We start from the raw sequence: 17,327 nt of genomic DNA, 5'->3' as shown, positions 1-17,327 counted from the left end.
ATTCAACAGATTGCTTCGTCGTGAAAAACTCCTCGCAATGACGGTTTCGATACAAAACGTCATTACGAACATAGTGAAGTAATCTATTTATTGGTAGCCGAAAACTCACATGTTGACACTATTCAACAGATCGCTTCGTCTTGAAAAAACTCCTCGCAATGATGGTTTCGATACAATACGTCTTTACGAACGTAGTGAAGTAATCTGTTTATTGGTAGCCAAGAACTCACATGCTGCCATTATTCAACAGATTGCTTCGTCGTGAAAAACTCCTCGCAATGACGATTTCGACACAAAACGTCATTACGAACGTAGTGAAGTAATCTGTTTGTTGGTAGCCGAGAACTCACATGCTGCCACTATTTAGCAGATTGCTTCATTGCGAAAAGCTCCTCACAAAGACGGCTAATAACAATCTGTCTTCAACTGGTCGCTTTTTTCGAAAGCATCAAAAGTTATAAGTTCATTGTTTTGGAGCATATTTTCGAATACATCAAGAACATCATGCTGCATTGCCAGCGAACCACAAATCATAATGGTGCCACCAGTGTTAATTGTTTGTAGCACCAAATCTTTTTGCTCTTTAATAACATCTTGAACATATTGCTTTTCGCCTTCTCTAGAGAACGTTGAAAATATCTTGATGTTTTTATAATTTAATGAGTTTTTTTCTAAAATAGAATTATAAACATCCATAGAGGCTTTTTTACGGCCTCCCCAGAACAAAGAGATATTCTGAGTTGTATTTTTTGAAATCATTCCTAAAAACGGAGCTATACCAGTGCCATTTGAGATAAGAATTACATTTTTTTCATTTTTGGGTAAATGAAAATGTTCATTACTATCAATAGCAGCTCTTATAGTTTCACCAACTTTTAATCCGAAGAGAAAATTAGAACCTCTTCCTAATTCATGTTTTTTAATACTCAATAGAATATCGTCTTCAATTCTAGCAATTGAATACTGCCTAACCGTTTCATCTCCATTTGGAAATACAGCCAACAGATCTCCAGAGGTAAATTCAATATTAGTTTTTGGTTGTAACTTCAGCAAAAAAGTATCATCAATATTTAGCTCCGTTCGTTCTAAAACTTCAAAATCTACTTTCTTATATTTCTTTTTATTAACTACAGGACGCTCTATTGGAATAGCAAATCCTACTTGATTACCAAATTGAATCATCCAAAGTTCAAAAGACTCAAAATCTGCTTTATTAATTTTAAATAAGGGCAATTGTCTATTAAAATCTAAAGCATCGGCAATTTGCTTATCAATATCAATTGCAAACTTGCAGTAATCCGGATAATCTAAAGAGCCAAAACCGATTACTGAAAAATCAATTGTATTCGGTTGTTTAATAGTGGAAAATATTGCTGGAAATTTACGGGCATTCGTTGGTGGTTCTCCTTCACCGTAAGTAGAGGTAAATACGATGATATTCGTCGCCCTAGCGTACGTGGTGTATGTATTAAGTTCCGTCAAATAAACGTTCTTTCCAACTTTTGTCAATCCGTTATACAATCGCTGTCCAAAGTCAAACGCAGTACCACTCTCCGACCCTACCAATATGACAAACTCACATTCATCCTTATTTGGCATTGTAGCAATTCGCTTTCCTTTCTTTCTACGCTTTAGGGTCATTACAAAACCGGAATACATAAAAAATAATATGGATGCACTAGCAAGCAATAGAATGATAGACCAAAGTACACTGCCCTCACCAGTATGTAGCACTAAACTTAATCTCGAAGCTAAAGTCACAAAGGGATAGTCACCACTACTAACAATTTCACCTGTTTGCTGATTTACCTGAACCTCCTTATTCTGTAAGGCAATGAGGTAATATTCCTCTGGGTCATCGGAAAACGGAAATTCTACCTGACGAATTTCAGCTAAGATTGTTTCCTTAAAAAAAGGAATATCACCAATGGTTTCATAAACCTCAGCATTATCATTGATAGCAAATTGTTGTTGCGCTACAACCGTATTGGGCAACAAGTTGAATTTCTCCGCAGATAAATAGACTCCGGTGAGTGCCAGAATTAAAATAGGAATAAAGAACCATTTACTTAAAACGACATGGTATCGCATTTCAAAGTAATCTTTCTTAACTTTTGAAAAAAGCTTTAGAAATCCACCTTGTCTTTTCGCTAACAAAATTAAGCCTGTAACAGCTATAATGAATAAGAGTAATGAAATTAGACCTACGAAGAACCTACCTATACTTTTAAGAAAAAGAGATCGGTGTAAGTTGGTGGCGAATGTATAAATATAAGGTCGTTCTTCTACCTCGCCCAATTGCTCGCCCGTTGCAGGATTTACATACACATCTAAGGTCTCCATGTCCATAGTTAGCACAGAAGCTTTAACGAACCCAGATGATTCTACTTCCAGCCCTAACACCTCATCATAAGAATTCTTTAGGGCATCTATGGTCGTTGCCAAGGAGACTTCTTCTAGATTTTCTACGGCATAGCCCTTAGCTTGGTGCGAAATTGGTTCTACCGCTAAAATGATTCCGGTAACAGAAGCAACTATCAAGAATAGCGAAGAAACTAAGGCAAGCGTAAGATGACTATAGCGCCAAATAGAAATCGTCATAAGTAGTACTGTAATTTTATATTGCTATATACTTTAAAAAATTCCAGAACATCATAAAATGACATTCTGGAAATAACACTCTGATTGTAAAATAAACGTATTAACTTAAAATGTCATTACGAATAAAATGAAGTAATCCACTTCTTGGTAACAAAAAAAACCACAAGCTACCTAAATTATGAAGATTGCTTCGTCGCGAAAAGCTCCTCGCAAAGACGTCTTCTAGTACAAATTATTACTGAGGAAGCATGCGGACATAACGAATGAATCCTTTGCCCTCTACTTTTGCTTTTAAATTCTCTGTAGTCAATGCAAATTGAATATCATCTGCATAGTACCCTTGATCCTCAACTGAGGTTTCAAAACGTAGATTATAACCCTTGTCGATTTTATCATTTGGGATTTGTAATACTGACAACGCACGCTCGCCACCGCTTATGGTTTCACCAGAAATTGCATCAATATTAGGGCGATTTTTACCATAGAATTTCCACCACTCGGTAATTTCACTATACCACTCACTGTCTTTACCTTGAACATATAAGGTTTCAACATATTCGTTATCGGCATCAACTATGGATACAATTAGGTAGGCACCTTCACCAGAATAATTAGTTAATTGAATAAGACATTTTACCGCTGTTTTTTCTACGGGAGTAAATGCTGTTAGTAACGCACCGATCAATACAATTGCCGGTATAAATTTTAATACTCTTTTCATCTGTAATCTATTTTCTTACCAGGGCATATTAAATGGACCTGGCAGGTTTCTTTATTGCTTTAAAAAATTTAATGATGTATTCTCTTTCTGTAACAATTCGTTTTCACTTGCTAGATCGTACACGGTTTCTTCAAAATCGGTTTTACTCTTTGCATCTGCACCGTTAGCTATTAAAAACTTAAGCATCTTATCATTCTCTGCTTTCATTGCCGCTAAATGTAAAGCTGTTAAGCCCTCATCATTCTTAGCATTTACATCTATATCAAAGGTAGAAAGTCTTTTCAACAATTCTAAATCGTTCTTTCTAGCAGCGATATGGTACAATGTATTTCCTTCAGATTGAACGGTATTAAATTTTAATCCCTTTGTTTTCAATACAGCAAGCTTAGCATCAAAGGCATCTGCATTTCTTTTACTGAAAGATTCTGCCAAGAAATAAGCAACTGTATTCCCCTTAGAATCTTGCGCATTAATGTCCGCACCTTTTTCCAATAAAAACTCAACTACATCTACACTGTTATCATGGGCAGCAAGCATTAAAGCTGTTTCACCATCAGTATTAGCTGTATTGATATCCTTTACATCTTTAGATAGTAATTGCACCATGGCAAGTTCATTTCTAGTAGCAGCATTTAAGAATGGCGTATTACCCTTTTCATCTGCCTGATTTACATCTGCGCCTGCATTTAAAAAAAGTTCAAATATGGCAGCATCTTTATTACTGAATGCTAAACGGTGTAATGGAGTACTTCCATTTTTCTCAACAATATTAGGTTCCAAACCTAGACCTTTTAAGTATGTATAGACCGGTAACCCATTACTGAATCCACGACCACCTTGTGATGCAAACATAAATGCATTACCTCCATTATTGTTCAGTGTTTTATAGTCCACCCCTTTCTCAACAAGTAATTTTAGAAAATCTATATTACCTTTTTTAGAAGCATAATTGAAAATTCCGTTACCATCATTGTCTTTACTATCTAAGGCCAAACCTTTGCCCGTAAAGAAATTTAATTCTTTTTCACTCTTCAATGAAGGTGCGGCCATTAGTAATAAGTTGGCACCGTGGTCATTTTTCTCTTCAGCCAAATTCACACCCTTTTTCTCAAAAGCAGAATAGATTGCAGGATTTGTAAGTCCGGCATTTGCTCCAAAAGCAAGAGGTGTAAAACGGTGGCTATCTAAAGCGGTTACAGAAGCACCGTTATCTAATAAATACTGCACCAATTCGGCATCTCCAGAATAACTTGCCCAGTGTAAATAAATACGGCTGTCATGGGTTTTCTTATCTACACCATTACCCTCTAAAGAAAGCAAGTATTTTATCACTTCGGTATCTGCCTTTGTGGTAATTGCCAATGCAGTTGCATCAAAAGCATTATCGTCAAACGCAGTAGGATCATTTCCTTCTGCAATCTTTTGTTTTACGGCCGCAACATCTGGATTGCTTTTCCAAAATTTGCGATTTAATAATTCATTCTTTTGTTGTGCAATACCTGTGAAGCTTACAAACAACAGTGCGGTTAAGGCTATTAGTTTTACAGTTTTCATATTCTTATTTCTTTACAAATGATTCTATTACTTCTTCAATTTCCCCTTCTTGATCATAAGTATCATCAAAAAGGTATTTATACAATACTTTATTATCAACCTTCTCTTCTAAAGAAAGATCAGTGTTACGCCCGTATACATTATCCCATTTACTTCGTACAATTGACCATTTATCAGTGTGTTCTTTCCACCAATTAGCAGCAGCCGCACATTTGCTATCATCAACCTTTACATAGGTATTATATCCTTTTTCCTTAGCAACGATAACATCTGGCTTACCAGCTTCACGTATTACTTTGGTATTATCTTGATCATGCAACCAACCATAATCAGTAATCTCTTGTCTATTTCCACGAACGGTTAAATTATAATCGCTTCTTGTAGTATACTCACGTCTAGGCAACGGAGCATCGGCAGTATTCTCCCAATAGCTCTTACCATCTACATGAACCCAAGTAGAAGAACCTTCATATCTAGGACTGTCATCTACTTGATATACTTTTTGTGTCCACTGCCCTTTCACCTCATTTGCTGGCAATTTGGTAAATGTCCAACTGTTATTGGCGTTGTAAGAGTATAGATCTGTGTTTTCAAATAACCAATCTTGCCTCCAATGTTTAACTATATGTGGTTCTGCTGGGTTACCTACTTGTAGTAAATGTTGAATAGAGATTTTATCATTCTCATCTGTTACCAATTCTGCCCATTCTAGACCTTTATCTATTTTGGTTTTAGACGGTTTATACAAAGAATCTGAACTGTAATTAAACGTCTCTGCAAAATTGAAGGTTACTTCATAACAACCACACATGCTTTTTATAGCCTCGCGGTCTTTTTTCTTTTTATCCTTTTGAGAAAAAGCACTCATTGAAACCAGTAGTGCCATTACTATAGTGATCGGTGTTCTCATTACTTGATGATTTAATGTTTTAGGTTCGAGGCCAAAAATAACTATTTTTATTTATTCTAAATAAGAATTGTTTATATATTTGCTCCGTATTAAGAATAATTCTAAATAAGAATAATGCGATTTCAACTTACCACATGCTTACTACTTATAGGATCTTACTTTGCCATAGCACAGACCCGAGTTGAAAATCCGACCGATTCTATCCTTGCCCAGCAACTAGATGAAGTAATTGTAACCGCAACAAGAACAGAACGCCAATTATCATCGTTACCCCTACCAGTAACCTTAGTGGGTAAAAAACAAATTATAAAATCTGGTAGCGTCCGTTTAAACGAAATATTGAATGAGCAGACCGGTATAATAACCGTAGCCGATGAAAGCGGGTTTCAAGGTGTACAGATTCAAGGTATCGCATCAGACTATATTCTTATTTTAATAGATGGTGTTCCCCTAGTTGGTAGAAGTGCCGGTAATTTTGATTTAAGTAGGCTTACCGTGGGCAACATTAAACAGATAGAAGTAGTAAAAGGTCCGTCTAGCAGTTTATATGGATCTGAAGCTTTAGGCGGAGTCATCAATATAATTACGGAAAAGCCAAAAACAGAAGCGTTGACCGGTAATGCATCTTACAGAATTGGAAGCTTTTCTCAGCAAGACATTAACCTAGATATAAAACAAGCATTTAAAAAATTTCGCTATGGTTTCTTTGCCAATAGGTTCTCTAGCAATGGGTATGACCTTAATGAAGATGTTGATGGTAATACGGTAAATCCGTTTACAAACTACACCTTAAACGGGCGATTGTATTATGATTTTAACGACAATTTATCGCTGTTTGCCTCTGGGCGTTTTTATGATCAAAACCAAGATGCCGGTTTTACATTGGATAGCATTCAATACCAAGGCGATACTAAAGAACAAGAATGGAACGCGCATACCAGATTAGACCATAAATGGACCCCAAATCTTACCATGGCCTACGAGCTTTATTATACTAATTACGTAGCTACAGAATTATTGTCAGATCCTATCTCTACAGCTATTTTAAGTGATAGTGATTTCAACCAGAAATTATTTAGACCAGAAGTTCGTGGTAGTTATACATTTTCATCAGAAAACAATACAGAGACAACGGGGTTCCAAAATGGAACTTTAACTGCTGGTATTGGTCTTCAATTAGATGAATTGGATAGAACTTACTTTGATAACACCATAAACTTCAGCTCCCAGTATGCATACGCGCAATACGATTTTGACCCAATAGAAAACTTAAATGTTATTGCAGGTGCCCGGTTTGATAATCACTCTGAATACAACAATCAATTTAGTCCCAAACTGGCACTACGCTATCAATTAAACGACAACCTATCTATTAAAGGTTCTATAGGTTACGGTTTTAAAGCACCAGATTTTAGACAGCTGTATTTTGATTTTACAAACTCCGCCGTTGGCTATACGGTTTTAGGGTATAACGTAGCATTAGATAAACTGAAAGAACTAGAAGAACAAGATCAAATACTTAATGTGGTTGTGACCCAAGATAACCTAAGCAAACCCTTAGAAGCAGAAAGCTCTATTGGATACAACCTAGGTTTCAATCTAAAACATGGTCGTGGAAATACAGAAGTCAATTTCTTTAGAAACGATTTTAAAAACCTAATAGACACCCGCATTATTGCAAGAAAAACAAACGGACAAAATGTGTTTAGCTATGTCAATTTTGATGAAATATACATCACAGGTTTCGAAATTAATTCTGCCTACAAACTAACTAATGACCTAAACATAAGTGCTGGATATCAATTATTGTATGCTTTTGACAAGCAGAAAAAACAAGATATAAAAAATAACCAAGTGTTTGTACGCGACCCTAATAATGGGCAGACCATTGCATTATCACAGACCGACTATTTTGGTTTGGTAAATAGATCTCGCCACAATGCAAATTTTAAGGTCTACTATGATATACCCGTTGCAAAAACAAATCTAAACATTCGACTACTGTACCGTAGTAAGTATGCGCAGTTTGATACCAATGGTAACGGACTCATAGATATCTACGATAGCAGTTTTATAGATGGCTTTGTTACCGTAAATGCGGCAGCCAGTAAAACATTCTACAACAACTTTACACTACAGGTAGGTGCCAATAATATTTTGGACTATACCGATAACAATATCCCGACGATGCCGGGAATTCAAGGATACGTAAAATTAAATTATCAATTCTAACCCACCTGCCAATGAGCAGGTTTTAATTACAATTACCATGACGAAGAACATTTTAGCAGTAGCATTTTTAGCAGTGGCATTCGCCTCTTGCAGTAACGACGATGACAACACCCCAGCAGAACCGATACAAACGGAAACTGTAAGCAACCTATATGCACCACAAACAGGTGGACAAGGAGAAGCTGTTGGCGGGGAGTTTACAAAATTCGATTTTGAAACAGGCGCAATTACCACTAGCGATACAGATTGGGATATAGCCTTTAGAGGAACAACCATAGCCATAAACGGCGGCGCAGAAACCGGTACTGCAGATGAACCTGTACGCAACGGAAATGCAGGTGTAGCCATAGTAACAGGTACATTGGCAAGCGTAACTACAGCTGACGGACTATCTTTTAACCAAGATGCCGATGCTGCATTTACCATACCTACAGGTAGTGACAATGGATGGTACAATTACGCCGGACCACCATCACACGTTATTACACCAATACCAGGTAAAATATTTGTAATTAGAACAACAGAAGGTAATTATGCCAAAGTAGAGATTATTAGCTACTATGAAAACGCCCCTGCCGAACCAGATGCGTTTGCAGATGCAACACCTTACTTCACCTTTAATTATGTATATAACCCTAATATAGGGGAAACTTCTTTTGAGTAGTTTGTTTTAATTTAAGTTGTTTATAAAAGCTCGTCTGTAAAGGCGGGCTTTTTTTTGCTTTGTGAATATCACATATTAATACAGTTTAAAACTAGTAGGAGTTTTCTTCACATGTAATTTGGTATATTGCCAATATGAGATATATATAACATATGTTTTATATATCTCATATTGGCAGGATATATAACATATGTTATATATTTAATTGTTGTACACAAGCTAAAAAAAAATTCTCGCTTTAATATCAAATGTCTTTTCTAAATCAAATTACTCATCCTGAAAAACTAGTTGAAACTAAGGTTAATTTCTTTGCTGACTATTATAACTTTGCGGCTGCACAGATTGAAAAAAGTGATTACATTGATGTTGAAAATCACCTTTCCTTAGTTGAAAAAATGATTTTTCAAATTGTGCATAACAATAATAATTGTTCTAAATATATTGATAGTTATTTAACTCATCCTTTTCTTCAAAAGGATAATAAATACTTTAAAGAATATAAAAATCATTCTCTTGTTTCTAACCTTTTTGAAGAATACAAAAAAGAAGGTAAACCTAACCAAAAAGTTAAATGGATAAATGAAAATCAAAATTTCAAATCTTCTTTAATTCGTTTTAGTATAGAGCTTAAGAAGGTTATGTTCAAAAAATCGCTTAAAGAAATAATTAGCTTTCTAAAATGTATTCACAACATATCTGAACATCAAAGTGATTTAATTCATCACACAAATATTTTAATAAGTGAGTTCCTTTTAACAAATAGAGCACAAGACGACATAATTGAAACTTTCTCAAGGATAATTACAAAGGACATTAACAATTTTCCTTTTCCTAAATCTTTTCTAAAAGAAAATAAAGACAACCTATTAGAAGCGAAAAAAGAATACATCGAGAATAGAACATTCGACCAACAATTCGAAGGAATTTTACATTTTTTGAAAGAAACTAAAAAGCAAGAATATTTTGTTTTTAGAATTTATAATATACAAGCAGAGAGAACATTTAGATTTAAATATGACCAAGTAACTTTTTATCACCCGGAAAATGAAAAACTAGAGACTCTTAAAGTTCATGTTAAAAAGCAACCTTTTTCTCAAGATTTCTTTTTAAAGAAAGATATGATTTTAGCAACAGTAAAAGTAAGCTCATCAAGTAATAGAATTGCAAAACAAATTGCTATCAATACTATAAAAAGAGAGCTAGAATTCTTAGACTATAAATGCGGAGCAAATTCTTTATTTGAAAACCACTCTTATATTGTAACGACTGATTTTAAAAATTTAAGCTCGAAATGGAGTCGAAAAGAAAACAGCCACACTATTTCGCAATGGAATAAAAAATCACTTGAAAACAATCCATTTTTATTATTAAAAAAAGTCAATCAGAAATGTAGAGAGCATTTTCTGAATTATGAATACTTGCACGTTAAATCTCAAATTTCAAGAAGTCCAGAAGATTATTGGCACTATTTTGAAACTTTACTGAAAGTCGTTTCAGAAAATACAACTAACATAATAAATATTATCTCTTCAATTCTAGTTCTGAGTTCCAACAAAACTGAAAAATCACTTATCCGTAATTATTTGATTAATTCAGTAATAAATTCTTCCGCCAGTCAATTAGAAATGTCGCAAAAACACTTTGTAGAAATTAGAAATTCAAATAATTTTGATTTTCAAATAATAAAAAAAGAAGTCAACCATCCTTTTGTTAATTACTTATTTGAAAGGCAAAATTTAATTACAAATAACAAAAAATTAAAGTCATATTACACAAGGCTTTTATGGGACTGCTATTCGCAAAGGAATTCAATAATGCATAGTTACCATAGTAACGAAAAAGGGTTGATTTTAATTGATTCAAAGTTGCCTAAACTAGCTTTAAGATTTAGAAAAACTTTAATGGATGCGATGTTGGAAACGAAAGAATTAAGTTTTGTAGAGTTAATTGAAAAACTTACTCAAAAATAAAAAAGCCTGTGTACAACAAAACCTATAAAAAATAAGGGCTTCGGGCTTAATCGCAGGGTTTGTGTATATTTATGATGTCCGCAAAATCTTTGGGATTTTGCTTTAAACAAAAAAGATAAAACAAAACAAAAAGATTTAGCTATGTGCGTGGCGGAAAGTAAATGCTAGTTTGCTCCCGTACTGTTCATAGCCAAGCCGTTGGCAAACATTTTAAAAGAACTCACGAAACTAGAAATATTTTCGGCTACAACTATAAAGGATTTGGATACATTAATCATAAATAACACGGATAAATTTGTCTCATTATTTTAATTAAAAAAATAAAATATGAATTTATCAGGTAAAACAGCAATCGTAACAGGTTCAAACACAGGTATTGGATATGAAACCGCCGTGGATTTGTACAAAAAAGGAGCAAAAGTATATATTGCTTGTCGTAATCAAGAAAAAGCACTTAAAGCTATCCAAAAAATGGAGATTAACGAAGGAACAGGCAAATTAGTTTATGAACAGTTGGATTTGGCAAGTTTGAGTTCTGTGAAAGCATTTGCAGACAATGTGATACAAGCTGAATCAAGTCTCGATTTGTTGATTAACAACGCAGGAATAATGATTCCACCACAATCAAAAACTGAAGATGGTTTTGAAACTCAGTTCGGAGTAAACTTCGTTGGTCATTTTGCCCTTACGGGTCATCTTTTTAATTTATTAGAATCAACAAAGGGTTCGAGAGTTGTCACATTAAGTAGTATTGCTCATAGAGGTGCTGCTATCGATTTTGATAATTTCCGATTAGAGAAAGAGTATAATAATTGGAGAGAGTACGGACAAAGTAAATTGGCAGATATTATTTTTGCGCTAGAATTTAACAAACGATTGAAACTAAATGGGAGTCAAATCAAATCTTTAGCCGCACACCCAGGATTTAGTAAAACAGATTTGCAAGTACATATGGATAAGGATATGCTTGCGTCACTTGAACTAATGACTGCCAAAGAAGGTGCTCAACCTACATTAGCCGCTTGCTTGCGTGAAGATGTAAAGGGAGGACAATATTGGGGACCAGATGGTCATAATGAACAAAAAGGAAAACCAGCTTTAGCAAAAATTGATGCAGCAGCTTTAGATGAAACCTTAAATGCTAAGCTATGGGATTGGGCTAAAGAAACAACAAAAGCAGATTTTCCTTTTTAAATAGTTTATGCAACTAAATTGTATGATAAAAAAGCGCTAATAACCGTAATACTATTATAAATGTCTATTCCAACAAGGTTAAAAACAATAAGCGAACTTCATCGATTCAACAACATATCTTCACCTAAACATCCATTGATTAGTCTGATAGATTATAGCGAAATAAAACCAACACCTATAAACAATGAATTAAAGTGGGTTCAAGAATTTTATACGATTTCAGTAAAACGAAATGTTGTTGGTAAATATCGTTATGGTCAAGAATCATATGATTTTGATGAGGGATTAATGACTTTTTTTTCACCAGAACAAGTAATTTCAGTCCAATTGATAGAAGAAGATTTGAGCAATAGAAAATCAGGATGGATTTTAGCAATCCATCCTGATTTTCTATTTGGCACTTCTCTCGCGAAAGACATAAAAAAATATACGTTTTTGAATTATTCCGTTCGGGAAGCGCTTTTTTTATCTGAAAAGGAAGAAAAAAAAATCTTTGAAATACTTCAAAATATAAAGAGCGAATATCAAGCGAACCTTGACCAATTCAGTCAACAAATCATCATAAGTCAATTAGAATTATTACTTAACTATGCTGAGAGATTTTATCAGCGTCAATTTTTGACACGTAAAAAATCCAATCACCAAATATTGGATAAATTGGAAATTCTATTGGAAGAATATTTTAAAGAAGATAGTGTTTTTGACAAAGGCTTGCCTACTGTTCAAGAAGTATCACAAAACTTAAATCTTACAACAGATTATTTAAGTACTATGCTAAAAAAATTAACAGGACAAACAACACAACAACATATTCACAATAAATTAATTGAAAAAGCCAAGATAAAGTTATCTACCACAAATTTGTCTGTAAGTGAAATTGCGTATGAATTGGGTTATGAACATTCACAATCATTCAACAAATTATTTAAATCCAAGACCAATCAAACACCATTGGAATTTAGAGCTTCATTCAATTGAACAAAAAAAACGAACGCACAATAACGTATATAATTTATTGCTTGGGCAAGTGCTTATTTGGAAAATTCCTTCGGAATTTTCTCGCGTTCGTTTTTGTATACTAAATCAGTTGCCGAAACAAACAACTAACCATACACAAAACCGTTACCTGCTACCTCTAAAAATCAACCAAAATGATAAAACGAAAAGTATTACTTACATCAGTTTTTATTATTGGAATGATTTTATTGAGTTCCTGTAATAAAAAAATAGTAAGTCCGGCTAATTCCAATGCGAATACAGACTCAAAAACTGCTCAACAAAATCCTTATTTAATCTTAATCTCTCTTGATGGTTTTAGATGGGATTATGTAGAAAAATATCAGCCCCCACATTTGAGTGCATTCATTAAAGAAGGTGTTAAAGCAGAATCATTAATACCCTCATTTCCTACCAAGACTTTTCCAAACCATTATACTATTGCTACTGGGCTTTATCCTGAAAAACATGGAATAATAGGGAATATATTTTATGATTATAAAAAGGACACACTCTTTAATAAAAGAAGTCCGGGAATGGCAGAAGATGGAAGCTTTTATGGAGGTTCACCAATTTGGGTAGCGGCAAGTAAGGCAAATATTGTCACTGCCAGTTATTTCTTTGTAGGTACAGAAGCAGCTATTCAAGGAATAAGACCTACGTACTATTATACATTTGACAATAGCGTTAAAAATGATGAAAAAGTTAATCAAGCAATACATTGGTTAAACTTGAAAGATAAACGCAGACCACATTTTATTACTTTATATTTTAATGATTTAGATAAAATTGGACATCAATTTGGTATCAATGATGAAGAATTAAAAAAGGCGTTATTTGATTTGGATAGAAATTTAGGCGATTTGTTTAAAAGAGTAACAGAAACCGAACTTCCTGTAAATATTATGATAGTCTCTGATCATGGCATGGGAAATCAGTCTACTGACAAAATTATTCCCATAGATTCCATCGAAAACGATGACTTGTTCATGACGATTGAAAATGGTACAATAGTAAATATTCATCCTAAAAAAGATGTTGAAATAGATTCTGTACTTCAATATTTAAGAAATAAGGAAAGTAATTTCAAAGCTTATAAAACTGAGAATACACCAGGTTTTGAGTATATCCCAAAAAATAAAAACTGGGGTGCAATACAATTAATACCAGACTACGGTTATCATTTTTGGAATCAAAGACGCAAAGACGCTCTAATTGAAGAGGGTGTTACAACCTTTGGAGTTCATGGGTATGATAGCAAATACAAAGAAATGCATGGGATATTTTATGCGATTGGTCCAGCCTTTAAAAATAGTTACGAAATACCTTCCGTAAAAAACATTCATCTCTATCCATTAATGTGTAAGATATTAGACCTAGAAATTCCAAAATTAATTGATGGTGATATACATCAAATCGAAAGCGTTTTAAAAGAGTAAAAAACAAGCAAGAACTATAAAGTAAAGGCAGCAGATTAATGATGGAAATAAAATGGACTCCATGCTTCATGATGACTTTTACGAAACATATTGGGATTGGAAAGAAAAACGTATAAACCCAGGTTGGAAATTAGATTTATTGGATGAATAATAAACACTGTATAAAAAAGCCTAAAATTCATTGTTTGCGGATTTCCCAAACGGAAATCACGCGCTAATAGCTATCTTTAGATTTGGCTGAATTTTCCTTCGGACAAATCATTATTCGTTTACAAAGTCTACCAAGCATTTTTGATTTAGCTTTAAAAAAATATAAAAAATTGAATTGTAGATGTATCCAAAATAATTGTTTGTCTACTACCCTACTTACCATAAATTAAACATTCTAAGATATTAAAAATGAAACCAAAATTATTAAAAACAAAAATTCAGCTTGAAAACGATCGTGTATTGCTGCTCCCTTTTGAGAATGAACGAAATGAAGAGCTCAAAGAAATAATTTTCGATAAAGAAATCTGGGAATTTATGGGAATGAGTGTAAATAACGAACAAGGCTTAAAGAATTACATTGCTAAGACGATTAAAGACAAAAATAGCGGCTTATGCTATCCGTTTCTAGTTATAGACAAACTAACCAATAAAGTTGCAGGAAGTACAAGATACGGCAACTTAAATACCTCTAGCCAAAAATGCGAAATTGGATGGACCTGGTACGGAACAGAATTTCAAGGCACAGGTATAAACAAAGCCTGCAAGTATGAACTATTGAAATTTGGCTTTGAAGAAATTGGCTTTAGAAGAATTCAGTTTAGCGCAGACAAAGCTAACTTAAGGTCCTTAAAAGCAATTGAAAAATTAGGCGCACAAAAGGAGGGTGTTTTTAGAAATAACTATATCGCATCAAATGGAGAAAGTAGAACTGATGTCTATTATAGCATCATTAAAAACGAATGGAGCGAACTTAAAGATGAACTCTTTTCTGAATTTGAAACCTATTAAGAGCTTAGTATTTTAAAATAAAAACTAAATACAGTTACTCCTAAAATGCATTGTCATTGATTTTATTAAACAGAAAGGGTTTCTGAAAAATACCTTTAGTTTCTGCTAAATTGATTCTTGAAAAGAATTATAACAGTAAACAAGAACTTAACTCTTATACCATAATTGACTTTTATCAACATTTAATTTAAAAAGCACTATAAATGAATACTTATATACCTTTATTCTTTTTTCAATATTCATTATAATGCCCCTTTTTTGACACTTGCTTCTGTATATATTATAAAGGAATACAAAATTCATTACTTAGGTAATTCGTAGTTTTGCTCTTCAATATATAATTTATGACCTATCAAGATGAATTTCTTATTTTCTGGAAACAAGTAACAGAAAGTGTTGAAGAAGGTACCTTTGCGAAACTAACCATGGCAAAGACCATTGGTAAGCCTAATTTGAGAAATATATTCGTAAGACCCATCTATTCTGAAAATGGCTTTAAAGTCTTACTTAAATTACGTTACAGATCTAGAGAGACCGAAGATCAAACCGAAGAGCTCACTTTAGATGAGGCTTTTATTATTTTGAAATCTCATCTTAAAACATCTTTCTTGACAGTTGTATTATTCACCACAACAAAAGATGTGCTTTTCAAAGTAAATAAAAAAGGGGTTGGAAGTTTTACTGAAAACCCTCCTACTTTTAGCGATATTACTCAAGCTAAAATGGATGATTAGAGTAGTCGAAAAAATGATAAAGAAGATAAATCTTTAGAATTTCGCTTTCGACAAGAAAACGAAAAAACCCTACCGAATATACCCCTTCGGTACGGTTGTTCAAAACAAAAGAAACGCTATGTGCGTGGCGAAATGCAAACGATAGTTTGTTCCCATACCGCTTATAGCCAAACCGTTAGCAATAATTTACTATTTCAATAAAAACTCTCCTGTAAAATGCTGCTGTTGTTTTTCAGGCAATGTATGAAAACCAACTGCTTGCATGTCGCGGAAGAGTCGCTCAAGTTCAAATATTCGGTAGAAACTTTGTCCGCCTACTGTTTCCATTGCTTTATTGACAGTTTCTGTACATGCATTTGCTACCAATGTCTTTCTAGTCAATATTTCAACACCTGTTTTTTCTTCAGCCTGAAAATCTAAATCATTAGCTATTTCAATCATATCTTTATGAAGCACTTGAGCCAATGTAAGGCTATTATAAATTTCTCCAAGCATCAAAGTACAATGAAGAGGTCTGCTTTGTTTTGTTTTTGACTTTTCTAACGTTATTTTCATCGCCTTTTCTGCGATGCCTAAATAAGGTGCCATTATTAAAGGTAATGCAACAGTTAAAACAACATTCCAAAACATAGGAAATTCACCTTTTGCTCTTTTCATTACTATAGCGTCTTCCGGAACAAATACATTATCAAGCACTACGGTCTGTGACCCTGTACCACGCATTCCCAGTGTGTGCCAATCATCTAACAGTCGTATTCCTTCAGATATCATTGGTACCGTAAAATGGAGTACTTGCCACCCCTCTTTTGGATCATTGAAAGGAATACTGGTCACCAAAAGATCGCCTACTGCAGATTGACTCGCAAATTGTTTTTTTGCCGAGACCAAATAACCATTCTCAGTTTTTTTCATGGTGCCATTAGAATCTAACCAGTCACGAGCACCGGTACTAACCAACACTAACTTATTATCTACTACACTTTTTAGAAACTCTTCTCCAGTGCCATCTTGTTTATATTTCCAAATATTTGCGGCTAGTAAGTGCTGGTGCATTGAAAGTGCCAAAGCTGTAGAAGAACAATATTGCGCTATTCTAACCAATATAGCACACATGTTGGTAAAGGAAACTCCATAACCTCCTAATGCTTGCGGTATCATGGCTATTAGAAATCCATGCTTTTTCAATAATCCATAATTATCGGCTACAAAAGTATCTACCTGATCATGGGCTATTCCATTTTCAGTTAATTGATTACCGAGTTGGTCTATTAGCCCCAACCATTTCTTTAAATTGTTTTCATAAGTATTCATAA

14 protein-coding genes are annotated in these 17,327 nt (G+C 33.9%); 9 read left to right on the top strand and 5 right to left on the bottom strand.

The window, feature by feature from the left end; genetic code table 11:
• Positions 1–109 precede the first annotated feature (109 nt).
• Positions 110–265: a hypothetical protein gene (locus tag BUC31_RS20405; protein ID WP_170861981.1), complete on the top strand. Its 156-nt coding sequence runs from the start codon at positions 110–112 to the stop codon at positions 263–265.
• A gap of 140 nt (positions 266–405) precedes the next feature.
• Here BUC31_RS20405 and BUC31_RS17455 read toward each other — a convergent pair whose 3' ends face one another.
• The 4 genes from BUC31_RS17455 to BUC31_RS17440 form a co-directional block, all read right to left on the bottom strand.
• A complete protein-coding gene (locus BUC31_RS17455; RefSeq protein WP_073246659.1) occupies positions 406–2,601 on the bottom strand; it encodes a PepSY domain-containing protein in 2,196 nt (731 codons plus the stop codon).
• 235 nt (positions 2,602–2,836) lie between these two features.
• Complete coding sequence (locus BUC31_RS17450; RefSeq protein WP_073246657.1) at positions 2,837–3,322, bottom strand: DUF2271 domain-containing protein; 486 nt, start codon at positions 3,320–3,322, stop codon at positions 2,837–2,839.
• Positions 3,323–3,373: 51 nt separating this feature from the next.
• The gene (locus tag BUC31_RS17445) at positions 3,374–4,876 is read right to left on the bottom strand and encodes an ankyrin repeat domain-containing protein (protein ID WP_073246655.1); all 1,503 of its coding nucleotides are present in this window, start codon (positions 4,874–4,876) and stop codon (positions 3,374–3,376) included.
• Positions 4,877–4,880: 4 nt separating this feature from the next.
• The gene (locus BUC31_RS17440; RefSeq protein ID WP_073246653.1) at positions 4,881–5,786 is read right to left on the bottom strand and encodes a DUF6607 family protein; all 906 of its coding nucleotides are present in this window, start codon (positions 5,784–5,786) and stop codon (positions 4,881–4,883) included.
• 114 nt (positions 5,787–5,900) lie between these two features.
• Here BUC31_RS17440 and BUC31_RS17435 point away from each other — a divergent pair, with 114 nt between their 5' ends.
• From BUC31_RS17435 to BUC31_RS17400, 8 genes are all read left to right on the top strand, one after another.
• A complete protein-coding gene (locus tag BUC31_RS17435) occupies positions 5,901–8,018 on the top strand; it encodes a TonB-dependent receptor plug domain-containing protein (RefSeq protein WP_073246651.1) in 2,118 nt (705 codons plus the stop codon).
• 37 nt (positions 8,019–8,055) lie between these two features.
• Positions 8,056–8,682 (top strand): HmuY family protein, encoded by a 627-nt coding sequence (locus tag BUC31_RS17430; RefSeq protein WP_073246649.1) that lies wholly within the window; start codon positions 8,056–8,058, stop codon positions 8,680–8,682.
• Positions 8,683–8,930: 248 nt separating this feature from the next.
• Positions 8,931–10,652: a hypothetical protein gene (locus BUC31_RS17425; protein WP_073246647.1), complete on the top strand. Its 1,722-nt coding sequence runs from the start codon at positions 8,931–8,933 to the stop codon at positions 10,650–10,652.
• 327 nt (positions 10,653–10,979) lie between these two features.
• Complete coding sequence (locus tag BUC31_RS17420; RefSeq protein WP_073246646.1) at positions 10,980–11,846, top strand: oxidoreductase; 867 nt, start codon at positions 10,980–10,982, stop codon at positions 11,844–11,846.
• Positions 11,847–11,906: 60 nt separating this feature from the next.
• Entirely contained in the window at positions 11,907–12,824 is a 918-nt protein-coding gene (locus BUC31_RS17415; protein WP_073246645.1) for a helix-turn-helix domain-containing protein, read from the top strand.
• 173 nt (positions 12,825–12,997) lie between these two features.
• Entirely contained in the window at positions 12,998–14,281 is a 1,284-nt protein-coding gene (locus BUC31_RS17410; protein ID WP_073246644.1) for an alkaline phosphatase family protein, read from the top strand.
• Between the two features lie 399 nt (positions 14,282–14,680).
• Complete coding sequence (locus BUC31_RS17405; RefSeq protein WP_073246643.1) at positions 14,681–15,280, top strand: GNAT family N-acetyltransferase; 600 nt, start codon at positions 14,681–14,683, stop codon at positions 15,278–15,280.
• A 344-nt stretch (positions 15,281–15,624) separates the two neighbouring features.
• Complete coding sequence (locus tag BUC31_RS17400; RefSeq protein ID WP_073246642.1) at positions 15,625–16,014, top strand: hypothetical protein; 390 nt, start codon at positions 15,625–15,627, stop codon at positions 16,012–16,014.
• A 189-nt stretch (positions 16,015–16,203) separates the two neighbouring features.
• On the opposite strand, the gene BUC31_RS17395 is transcribed toward BUC31_RS17400, so the two are convergent.
• Positions 16,204–17,325 (bottom strand): acyl-CoA dehydrogenase family protein, encoded by a 1,122-nt coding sequence (locus BUC31_RS17395; RefSeq protein WP_073246641.1) that lies wholly within the window; start codon positions 17,323–17,325, stop codon positions 16,204–16,206.
• Between the last annotated feature and the right edge of the window lie 2 nt (positions 17,326–17,327).

It is taken from the genome of Maribacter aquivivus (genome assembly GCF_900142175.1).
Classification (GTDB): Bacteria; Bacteroidota; Bacteroidia; order Flavobacteriales; family Flavobacteriaceae; genus Maribacter; species Maribacter aquivivus.
The sequence above is the reverse complement of the archived record's forward strand: the minus strand, read 5'-3'. Positions and strand labels throughout refer to the sequence as shown.